This window comes from Kitasatospora sp. NPDC029367 (genome assembly GCF_055569135.1).
Map to the genome: position 1 here is coordinate 43422 of NZ_JBVHYH010000072.1, position 6490 is coordinate 49911.

Here is a 6490-nt window from a genome sequence, read left to right on the forward strand (position 1 = left end):
CGACCTGCGAAGTCGTCCGCCCGGAAAATGATTTCACCCCCGCCCGGATGCTCCCCCGGGCGTACGCCGAACCCCGCCCGGCCGCTACCCCTCCTCGAGCACCGCCCGCAGCCGCGCCGCCACCTCCGCCGCCCCCGCCTCGTCCGGGTACTTCCCCCGTGGCCAGAAGAACCCGCGCAGCCCGTCCTTGGGATTGCGCGGCACCACGTGAACGTGCAGGTGCGGCACCGACTGGCTGATCCGGTTGTTCGCCGCCACGAAGCTGCCCGCCGCGCCCAGCCCCCGCTCCACCGCCGCCGCCACCCGCTGCACCCGCAGGAAGAACGGCCCGATCTCCTCGGTCGGCAGGTCCGCCAGGGTCCGGTGGTGGGCGCGCGGCACGACCAGCACGTGGCCGGGGAACAACGGCCGGCGGTCCAGGAAGGCCACCGCCGCCGCGTCGTCCAGCACCCGGTGCGCCGGTTCCTCGCCCGCCACCACCGCACAGAACACGCAGTCCATCCGTCCATTCAAACCACCGGCGGCCTCCCCGGCACCCCCGCAAACCCCGATCCGCCCGGCGTCACCCATCCGGCGGCCGACCGCGTGCGCGGGACTCCGCGCCGGGCGCACGGTGACTGAGAGGGGGAGGGGGACGGATCGACGCGGCGCACCCGTGCCGCACGAGGAGGTGGCCCGGATGTCGGGCAAGTTCGAGGTCTACCAGGACGCCGGCGGCAAGTACCGGTTCCGGCTCAAGGCGGGCAACGGCGAGATCGTCGCGACCGGCCAGGGCTACGTCAGCAAGGACGCCGCCCACAAGGGCGTCGAGGCCGTCCAGCGGGCCGCCGACGGCGCGGCGGTGATCGACGTCCCGAAGGCCGCCTGACCCGGGCCGGGGCGAGCGAGGCCCCGCGGCCGGCCCACCCGGACCGGCGGCGGGGCCCACCGGCGCCGATCAACCGGCGCACCGGGCGCCCGCCGACGGCACACCGGCACACCGGCGCACCGGCCGACGGCGCACCGGCGCACCGGCCGACGGCGCACCGGCGCCGCGCCTACTCGTACCGGTACAGCAGCGCTTCCCGCTCCGTCTGCTCGATCATGTCGATGGTCAGCGAGTCGTCCCTCAGGTGCGACAGCGTGACCTCCGCCGACGTCGGCTGGGCGTCCGTCGCCAGCCAGTTCTCCGGCTTCCAGGCCGAGCCGCGCATGAGCGCCTTCGGGCAGTGGGCGTACACCTCCTCCACGGCCACCACGATCGCGCTGCGCGGGGGCTTGCCGACGGCCGTCAGCTGCCGCAGCAGCTCCGGGTCGGTGGAGACACAGGCCCGCCCGTTGACCCGCAGCGTGGTGTCCCGCCCCGGGACGACGAAGAGCAGCCCGACCCGGCCGTTCTCCAGGATGTTGTGCAGGGTGTCCAGACGCTTGTTGCCGGTGGCGTCCGGAATGGCCAGGGTGTACTCGTCGAGCACCGAGACGACCCCGGCCGGGCCGCCGCGCGGGGAGACGTCGCAGCGGCCGGCCGCGTCGGAGCTGGCCACGAAGACCAGCGAGGCGCAGGCGATGAGGCGCTGGGCGACCTCGTGGAGGTGGTCCACCTGCTTGCGGCGCGCGTGGTCGCCGGGCTGCTCGTAGACCTCACGCAACTGGGCCGGCTCGGTGAGGGCACGCGCGCTGAGGGCGGCGAACAGGCTGTTCGGCGCGTCCGGGGCGGGGGTTGACGGAGCGGGAGCTTCCGGTGTGAGGGTCATACCGGGAATCTAGCGGAGGGCCCTGCCTGCGTCCCTTCCCGCCGGCTTCCTCAACTCTCCGTGAAAGAGTCGCCTCACCCCTCCCCACCAGCGGTTTTCCGCTGATAATGGTGCCAGGGACTCCAGCCAGCCGGAGGTGGTGGCCGTGATCGTCAGAATCTGGGCCGGGCAGGTCACGGCCGATCGCATCGAGGAGTTCTGCGCGCATCTGGTCAGCCAGGTGATCCCGCAGTTGGGGCGGACGGACGGGTGCCTCGGCGGTGAACTGTTGCGCTCGGTGACCGAGGATGGACACCGGGTGCTCGTGGTCAGCCGCTGGCGTGACGAAGAGGCCCTGCGGGGGTACGCCGGGCCGATGTGGCGGATCCGGCCGGTCTGGTCGGAGGGCGAGTTGCACTACCTCGCGCACCCCCCGGAGGTCACCCACTTCACGCCGATCGCCGCACCCGCCACGCTCTGAGCCCGCTCTGAGCCCGGCCGAGGCCCAATGCCCCGGGACGACGGCACCGGGGACGGCCGCACCGGGAACGGTCGCGCCCGACCGTCACACCGAGAACGGCACCGAGTGGATCTCGGCCGCCGGGTGCCCGGTCCGTTCGTGGACCCGCTGCACCGCTTCCCTGGACGGCGCCTCGGACAGGCAGTACACCGTGCCGGTCTCGGGGTCCGCCCAGGCCTGCTCGAAGTGCACGCCCTCCTCGCCCTCGACCGCCAAGTCGGCCGCGTGGGCGGCCCTGAGCTGCTCCGGCGTGATCCCGACCATCCCGTGGTGGACGTCCATGAACTTCATCGCGCTCGCCTCCGTACCTTGCGAAACCTTGCGAATCCCGCGAACCTTCCGAACGCTGCGAGTCCCACGGGCCCTGCGCACCGTGTGAACCCCGCCGGCCGTCCGGCCCCACCACCAGGGTCACCCTGCGCGCACGGCGGCGCCACCGGCGCCGTGCCGGACGCACCGGTGCCGTACCGGACCCACCGCGCATTCCCCGTACGGCCGTGAAACAGGCCACAGCGGAACCCTCTCCCTCGGCTCGCACCCCGCGTGGCACAATGACGTCATCAGCAGTGACGTTCAGCGCACTCCGGGGTCGGTGAAAATCCGAACCGGCGGTTACAGTCCGCGACCCGTCCGCAGCCAGCGGCCGGTTGACCAGGTGAAATTCCTGGACCGACGGTTAAAGTCCGGATGGGAGGCGTGCGCGGGCGGACGAAGAGCAGTACCCGTGGTCCATCACGAACCGGACCGGACCACGGTCAGGTGAACGGCGGGAGAGGTGTCTCCCGGGTCGGGCGAGCGATCTCCCGGCGGTTGCGGCACCCCGGCGACGGGTCGTGTCGGCAGCCCTGTGCACCGGTGCCCGTCCGTGTCATCTCCCTCTGCCGCCCCGGAGTCCGCGCCCCAAGCGCGAGGAGACCCGGGTGTTCACCGGCATCATCGAAGAGCTCGGCGAGGTCGTGTCGATCGAGGAGATCGGCGACTCCTCGCGAATCCGCCTGCGCGGCCCGGTGGTTCGTGTCGGCGCGCGTCACGGCGACTCCATCGCGGTCAACGGCGTCTGTCTGACCGTGGTCGACAGTGCCGAGGAACTGGCCGCCGAGACGGGCGAGTTCAGCGCCGACGTGATGGCCGAGACGCTGCACCGTTCCAGCCTGGGCGAGTTGAAGCCCGGCTCCCCGGTCAACCTGGAGCGCGCGATGGCGCTCGGCGCCAGGCTCGGCGGGCACCTGGTTCAAGGTCATGTCGACGCCACCGGACGGCTGTTGAGCCGCGAGCCCGGCGAGCGCGACGCGGCCGGCAACCTGCGCTGGGAGGTGCTGCGCTTCTCGCTGCCGGAGTCCATCTCCCGCTACCTGGTGGAGAAGGGCTCGATCACGGTCGACGGCGTCAGCCTCACCGTGGTGGAGGCGGCCCGCGACAGCTTCACCGTCAGCCTCATCCCGGCCACCCTCGCGCTGACCACACTCGGCGCCAAGGCCCTCGGCGAGAGCGTCAACCTCGAGGTGGACGTGCTCGCCAAGTACGTGGAGCGGCTGCTCGAATCGCGCACCCTCCCGAACCTGCCGCACACCGCACAGGCCACGCACACCGCAGACACCGCACACATCACGCACAGCACGGGGGACAAGGAATGAGCTGGCTCAGCGGAGAGGCGTTCACCGTCCTCGGTGAACACGTGAAGTGGGCCGACATGATCGGCAACCTGTTCGGCTTCGGCGGCCTGGCGCTCGGCTGGCGCCGCTCGGTGTGGAGCTGGCCGGTCCAACTCCTGTCCGGCGTCGTGCTGATCGCGGCCTACTTCGGGGGCCACGTCCCCGGCCTGATCGGCAAGCAGCTGATCGTCATCGTCACCGCCGCCTGGGGTTGGGCGCAGTGGCGGCGCGGGCGCCGTGACGCCGGCACCATCTCGGTGCGGTTCGCCAGTTGGCCCGAGCGGGCCGCCCTGGTGGCCGGCACCGCAGCCGGCACGGTCGCTCTGGCGTTGCTGTTCACCGCCTACCCCGAGCTGTCCTGGAGTCCCTGGTCGGACGCCTACATCTTCGTCGGCACGCTCGCCGCGATGGTGGCCCAGGCGCGCGGCTGGCTCGAGTTCTGGTTCGCCTGGATCGCGGTCGACGCGGTCGGCGTCCCGTTCGCCTTCAACAGCGGCTACACCTTCTCGGGCCTCACCTACTCCGTCTACTTCGTCCTGGTGCTGCTCGGCCTGCGCTCCTGGTGGCTGAGCACCCGTGAGCCGCGAGCCACGTCCGCCAACGTCCCGCAGGGAGTCACGGCATGACCGAGAACCAGACCCAGCCCGGCGCCCGGCCCGGCAGCGAGTCCGGCACCCGACCCGGCGGCGAGCCCGGCGCCCGACCCGGCAGCGAGCCCGGCACCCGCCCCGGCAGCGACGGCGACGAGTTCGTCCTCGACCCGGTCGAGCGGGCGATCGCCGACATCGCGGTCGGCCGCGCGGTGATCGTGGTCGACGACGAGGACCGCGAGAACGAGGGCGACATCGTCTTCGCCGCCTCCGCCGCGACCCCCGAGCTGATGGCCTTCACCATCCGCTACAGCTCCGGCGTGATCTGCGCCCCGATGACCGGTGAGGAGCTGGACCGCCTCAAGCTCCCGCCGATGACCCAGGTCAACGAGGACCGCAAGGGCACCGCCTACACCGTCTCGGTGGACGCCCGCGAGGGCGTGGACACCGGCATCTCCGCCGCCGACCGCGCCCGGACGGTACGGCTGCTCTCCTCGCCCGGCACCGAGCCCGGGGACCTCACCCGGCCGGGGCACGTCTTCCCGCTGCGCGCCGTCGAGGGCGGGGTGCTGGTCCGCCCCGGGCACACCGAGGCCGCCGTCGACCTGGCCCGGCTGGCCGGGCTGGCACCGGCCGGGGCGATCGCCGAGGTGGTCAACGACGACGGCACCATGGCCCGGCTGCCCGAGCTGGTCGCCTTCGCCCGTGAGCACGGCCTGGCGATCATCTCCATCGAGGACCTGATCGCCTACCGCCGCCGCACCGAGCTGCACGTCGACCGGGCCGCCACCACCGCCCTGCCCACCGTGCACGGCGAGTTCACCGCGGTCGGCTACCGGGGCACCATCGACGGCGTCGAGCACATCGCGCTGGTGGCCGGCGGCCTCGGCGCGGACGGCCGGCTGCCGGACGGCGAGGACGTGCTGGTGCGGGTGCACTCCGAGTGCCTGACCGGCGACGTCCTCGGCTCGCTGCGCTGCGACTGCGGTCCGCAGCTGGAGGCCTCGCTCCGGCGGGTCGCCGAGTCCGGCCGCGGCGTGGTGCTCTACCTGCGCGGCCACGAGGGCCGGGGGATCGGTCTGGCCCACAAGCTGCGTGCGTACGAGCTGCAGGAGCAGGGGCGCGACACCGTCGACGCCAACCTGGACCTGGGCCTGCCCGCGGACGCCCGCGACTACAGCATCGCGGCGCAGATGCTGGTGGACCTCGGGGTCCGCTCGCTCACCCTGCTGACCAACAACCCGCGGAAGCAGACAGCGCTCACCGACCACGGGCTCAAGGTCAAGGGGCGCGAGTCGGTCGAGATCGCGCCCAGCGAGCACAACCTGCGCTACCTGCGCACCAAGCGCGACCGGATGGGCCACGACCTGCCCGGCCTCGGCTCCTGACACCACCCGAACCTCCCACCCCAAGACAGGAAGTAGCGACATGAGCGGCCACGGAGCCCCCGAGCTGACCATCGACGGCGCCGCCGACCTCAAGGTCGCCGTCATCGCCGCCCAGTGGCACGACAAGGTGATGAACGGCCTCCTGGACGGCGCCCACAGGGCGCTCAAGGAGCTCGGCGTCGCCGAGCCGACCGTGCTGCGCGTCCCGGGCACCTTCGAGCTGCCGGTCGCCGCCAAGCGCCTCGCCGACCGCGGCTACGACGCCGTGATCGCCCTCGGCGTGGTGATCCGCGGCGGCACCCCGCACTTCGACTACGTCTGCCAGGCGGCCACCGCCGGCCTGACCCAGGTCAGCGTGGACACCGGCGTCCCGATCGGCTTCGGCGTGCTGACCTGCGACAACGAGGAGCAGGCGCTCGACCGGGCCGGTCTGCCGGGCTCGGCCGAGGACAAGGGCCACGAGGCCGTCACCGCCGCCGTCGCCACCGCCGCCGTCCTGCGCGACGCCCGCTGACGTCAGGCCGTACGGTCCCGGGGGGGGGGGGGGGGGGGGGGGGGGGGGGGGGGGGGGGGGGGGGGGGGGGGGGGGGGGGGGGGGGGGGGGGGGGGGGGGGGGGGGGGGGGAGGG

The 6490-nt window shown here is 73.1% G+C and carries 9 protein-coding genes and 1 riboswitch; of the genes, 6 read left to right on the plus strand and 3 right to left on the minus strand.

From position 1 onward, the window contains the following. Positions 1-84: 84 nt before the first annotated feature. Positions 85-501 carry an HIT family protein gene (locus tag ACZ4W5_RS30185; RefSeq protein WP_465658085.1) on the minus strand — a complete coding sequence of 139 codons (417 nt, stop codon included), beginning with the start codon at positions 499-501 and terminating at the stop codon, positions 85-87. A gap of 178 nt (positions 502-679) precedes the next feature. Between ACZ4W5_RS30185 and ACZ4W5_RS30190 the strand changes: the two genes are divergently transcribed. After that, on the plus strand, positions 680-868 hold the full coding sequence (locus tag ACZ4W5_RS30190; protein WP_360239883.1) for a YegP family protein: 189 nt from the start codon (positions 680-682) through the stop codon (positions 866-868). A 169-nt stretch (positions 869-1037) separates the two neighbouring features. Here the strand turns inward: ACZ4W5_RS30190 and ACZ4W5_RS30195 are convergent, their stop codons facing one another. Then, entirely contained in the window at positions 1038-1733 is a 696-nt protein-coding gene (locus ACZ4W5_RS30195) for an MSMEG_1061 family FMN-dependent PPOX-type flavoprotein (RefSeq protein ID WP_465658087.1), read from the minus strand. 145 nt (positions 1734-1878) lie between these two features. Here ACZ4W5_RS30195 and ACZ4W5_RS30200 point away from each other — a divergent pair, with 145 nt between their 5' ends. Next, on the plus strand, positions 1879-2193 hold the full coding sequence (locus ACZ4W5_RS30200; RefSeq protein WP_360239877.1) for an antibiotic biosynthesis monooxygenase family protein: 315 nt from the start codon (positions 1879-1881) through the stop codon (positions 2191-2193). Between the two features lie 84 nt (positions 2194-2277). On the opposite strand, the gene ACZ4W5_RS30205 is transcribed toward ACZ4W5_RS30200, so the two are convergent. Then, positions 2278-2523 carry an SCO4226 family nickel-binding protein gene (locus ACZ4W5_RS30205; RefSeq protein WP_465658089.1) on the minus strand — a complete coding sequence of 82 codons (246 nt, stop codon included), beginning with the start codon at positions 2521-2523 and terminating at the stop codon, positions 2278-2280. 284 nt (positions 2524-2807) lie between these two features. Continuing rightward, positions 2808-2935, plus strand: a riboswitch (FMN riboswitch). A 217-nt stretch (positions 2936-3152) separates the two neighbouring features. On the opposite strand from ACZ4W5_RS30205, the gene ACZ4W5_RS30210 reads away from it, so the two are divergent. Genes ACZ4W5_RS30210 through ribH form a run of 4 tightly spaced genes read left to right on the plus strand, consistent with a single transcriptional unit; the run spans position 3153 to position 6376 of the window. Then, a complete protein-coding gene (locus tag ACZ4W5_RS30210) occupies positions 3153-3866 on the plus strand; it encodes a riboflavin synthase (RefSeq protein WP_402486369.1) in 714 nt (237 codons plus the stop codon). Beyond that, a complete protein-coding gene (locus tag ACZ4W5_RS30215; RefSeq protein WP_360239868.1) occupies positions 3863-4510 on the plus strand; it encodes a nicotinamide mononucleotide transporter family protein in 648 nt (215 codons plus the stop codon). The genes ACZ4W5_RS30210 and ACZ4W5_RS30215 overlap by 4 nt, the downstream gene beginning before the upstream one ends. Next, the gene (locus ACZ4W5_RS30220; protein ID WP_465658091.1) at positions 4507-5862 is read left to right on the plus strand and encodes a bifunctional 3,4-dihydroxy-2-butanone-4-phosphate synthase/GTP cyclohydrolase II; all 1356 of its coding nucleotides are present in this window, start codon (positions 4507-4509) and stop codon (positions 5860-5862) included. Before ACZ4W5_RS30215 ends, ACZ4W5_RS30220 begins: the two co-directional genes overlap by 4 nt. 40 nt (positions 5863-5902) lie before the next feature. After that, positions 5903-6376 carry a 6,7-dimethyl-8-ribityllumazine synthase gene (gene ribH, locus ACZ4W5_RS30225; protein WP_360239862.1) on the plus strand — a complete coding sequence of 158 codons (474 nt, stop codon included), beginning with the start codon at positions 5903-5905 and terminating at the stop codon, positions 6374-6376. The last annotated feature ends 114 nt before the right edge of the window (positions 6377-6490 follow it).

Coding starts and splice junctions, on each gene's coding strand:
- ACZ4W5_RS30185 (WP_465658085.1), bottom strand. CDS start 501: ATGGACTGCGTGTTCTGTGCGGTGGTGGCGGGCGAGGAACCGGCGCAC.
- ACZ4W5_RS30190 (WP_360239883.1), top strand. CDS start 680: ATGTCGGGCAAGTTCGAGGTCTACCAGGACGCCGGCGGCAAGTACCGG.
- ACZ4W5_RS30195 (WP_465658087.1), bottom strand. CDS start 1,733: ATGACCCTCACACCGGAAGCTCCCGCTCCGTCAACCCCCGCCCCGGAC.
- ACZ4W5_RS30205 (WP_465658089.1), bottom strand. CDS start 2,523: ATGAAGTTCATGGACGTCCACCACGGGATGGTCGGGATCACGCCGGAG.
- ACZ4W5_RS30215 (WP_360239868.1), top strand. CDS start 3,863: ATGAGCTGGCTCAGCGGAGAGGCGTTCACCGTCCTCGGTGAACACGTG.
- ACZ4W5_RS30220 (WP_465658091.1), top strand. CDS start 4,507: ATGACCGAGAACCAGACCCAGCCCGGCGCCCGGCCCGGCAGCGAGTCC.
- ribH (WP_360239862.1), top strand. CDS start 5,903: ATGAGCGGCCACGGAGCCCCCGAGCTGACCATCGACGGCGCCGCCGAC.